The sequence below is a fragment of the Acidimicrobiia bacterium genome (genome assembly GCA_016650365.1).
Taxonomy (GTDB): domain Bacteria; phylum Actinomycetota; class Acidimicrobiia; order Spongiisociales; family JAENVV01; genus JAENVV01.
The window spans coordinates 1-2,672 of sequence record JAENVV010000178.1; the positions used below are offsets into that span (position 1 = coordinate 1).

Consider the following 2,672-nt stretch of genomic DNA (forward strand, 5'->3'; position numbering starts at 1 on the left):
GATGGTGAACAGGGCATATGAGATGCCGAAGCTCATGTACCCGCCGAGCAGTTGGGGCCAACCGGGGACCAGTTTGACCGAAGCCAGGTGGACTGGATCCTTCGATTGGACGGTGCTGATTCGCAACCACCAAACGGCGCCAAGAAACGCCATCGACCCGATAACGGCTTCGATGCCGTAGAGGGTCCGCCAGCCGGCATCGCCCTGGCTCGACCTGATGACGGTGGCGAGCACCCCGGCCGTTACGACACCAATCCCGATTCCGGCTTGGGTGAGACCCACGGCCAGGCCCCGCCGGGCCGGGATGACCGACGCCCCGGCAATCCCAGGAGCCGGAATCCAAATGACTGCACCGGCGAAGCCGGTGACGATCATGGCCACAAGTAACCAGGCTAAGTTTGGAGCAAACCATGCCAGACCCAGGCCCATCGTCGACAGGCCCGTTCCGATCTTGATGAGGGTGATGGGATCGAGCCGGGTGGACGCGTAACTGGCGGCGATGGATCCAGCGAGGTAGGCGACCAGATTGGCCGAACCGACCGTACCCGCCAGCGTGTAGGTGATGTCGAGATCTTGTTGGATCGCCGGCAACAGGACAGCGTAGGTGAATCGCCCGAACGACTGGGCGACGGCGGATGCCGCCATGGTCAGTCCAACCGTTCGCCAGGCTCTCATCGGGCGACGCTAGCGCTCCCGTTTCTGAAACGAGTGTGCATCCATGTTGCAATGTTGAGTCTGGATGCACACTCGTTTCGGTTATGGGGGGCTGCGAGCGCAGAAAGTAATCTGAAAACCACCCGGCGCGGTGGTGAAACCTCGCGTATATTTGAATTCGGGTGCACGGCTGGGGGCCGCATTTTGAGGGGGAATGTATGCGTGGACCCAGAAACGGGCAGGGCCGATTGGGTTTGCTTGCGCTTGGCACCGGCATCGCCGCTACTCGTTTTGGGGGCGATGATCCGCCTGATACAGAACCGTGCTTCCTGCCGGATCGACCATTCGGCCCTCCGAAGAGCGGGAGCGATCGGATCCGGAGAGGGGTTGAACAGGTCCGAATCGATGAACCGGAGCGCGTCAAAGCCCCTGGTATGCCGCCGGTTCGTAAAGGTCGCAAGGTCCCCAGGATGGCTCCTGGCAGGCCACCGCGACGATCCATTCGTCGCGGGCGCCGCCGGGATGCCTGAAGAGCTGGCGCAGCGTGGGTGAAGAACCCATGTGTATCGCTCCCATCTGCAGCGCCGACGCGCTTGACTTAGAGATAGCCGTCGGAGGAGTGGTAGTTGACAACGGAATCGCCGCAGAAAAGAAGCATTGATCCCCGATGGGTGCTGTCGCGCATCCCGCTCGTCCTGCTGATCGGCCTATTCATCGCGTTCGCCGTTCAGAATGCCGAGACCGTACATGTGAGGTTCCTCAACTGGTCATTTGACGCTCCCCGGGTCGTTACCCTCGTTGGAGCGGCGTTGCTCGGAGCGGTGGTTCGTGATCTCATGCGGTACCGGTCCAAGAAGCGGTCCGATCCGGCCGAATAACGGCTGATTCCGCGTCGAATCGAAATCTGATTGCATTTCTTTCACGTATGTCGTATCATTCGATAAGTATCGAACAGTGTTTATTAGATAGAATGAGTACGAGGAGATCGAATGACCCTCATCAGAGAACCCTACTTCCCGCCCCAGCAGGTGAAGATCACCGTGACCGCTACGCCGGTTGCCGAGCTCCTCGTGGCGATGTGGGCCAGTACGGCCGAGGCCGACTCGTTGGATTCGTTCGAGAACTCAGCCACCATTGAGGCTATCCGCCAAGCAGCTGACATACCTGCCGACGACTGGGAGTGGATGTCCGAGGCAAGTGCTGCCCGGTGGAGCTTCCTGCTGCAATTCGTGATCCCAAACGACATACAGTCGGTTTCCGACCTCGCCGATCTGATCGCCGAACAAGATCCTAACGAGCTGATGGGTCTTCTCACCCACAGCGATGACGACGAAGACTGTGATCCAGATGTGTGCGCTCACAAGCACATTGAGAGTACGAATCCGACTGCTGATCGTGATCGAATCGTGTCGATTCTCCGATCGCTCCCGCCCGAACTCGATATCGAACTCAAGGAGCTCGCGTCCAGCCTCGAACATGACGAGCATTTGAGCCGCTTTCTGGCGAGAAGTCTTGACCCGGAGCAACTGATCGAGACCGTGACTAAGGGTGTGGCTTTTCGTCTTAACAGTGACACCACCGAGGTCGTGCTCATACCCAGTGTGGTGGTCCGACCATGGAACCTTATGTTCGGATTCGGGGGAACGCGATACTTCGTGTACCCGATCAGCGATGAGGCCGTCGATGCCGATCCGGATAGCCCGCCGTCATGGATGATCGAAATGTTCAAGTCGCTCGGAGACGAACGTCGCCTGAGGCTTCTCCGTCGTTTGGGCGAAAGTCCGGCCGGTCTCGGCGAGTTGGCCGAATACCTCGACCTGGCCAAATCCACCACCCACCACCATTTGCGGCTGCTCAGGGCAGCCGGACTGGTGAAAGCCGTCATAACCGGTTCGGGAAAAGATGGGACACATTACGAGCTCCGTCCGAAGGCACTTGAGGACGCCGCTCAGTTTGTCGCTTCGTATCTTCGCACCGGACCATTTGAAGGGGATACCACATGAACTTTTATGCAGACA

The 2,672-nt window shown here is 59.0% G+C and carries 3 protein-coding genes; 2 read left to right on the top strand and 1 reads right to left on the bottom strand.

The window, feature by feature from the left end:
- Nucleotides 1–675, bottom strand: a 675-nt coding sequence (locus tag JJE47_10880; protein ID MBK5267925.1) for a YbfB/YjiJ family MFS transporter, incomplete at its 3' end; no start/stop codon positions are given.
- Between the two features lie 605 nt (nt 676–1,280).
- Between JJE47_10880 and JJE47_10885 the strand changes: the two genes are divergently transcribed.
- Both JJE47_10885 and JJE47_10890 read left to right on the top strand, forming a co-directional pair.
- Nucleotides 1,281–1,532: a DUF1049 domain-containing protein gene (locus JJE47_10885; GenBank protein MBK5267926.1), complete on the top strand. Its 252-nt coding sequence runs from the start codon at nt 1,281–1,283 to the stop codon at nt 1,530–1,532.
- A gap of 111 nt (nt 1,533–1,643) precedes the next feature.
- A complete protein-coding gene (locus tag JJE47_10890; protein ID MBK5267927.1) occupies nt 1,644–2,657 on the top strand; it encodes a helix-turn-helix transcriptional regulator in 1,014 nt (337 codons plus the stop codon).
- The last annotated feature ends 15 nt before the right edge of the window (nt 2,658–2,672 follow it).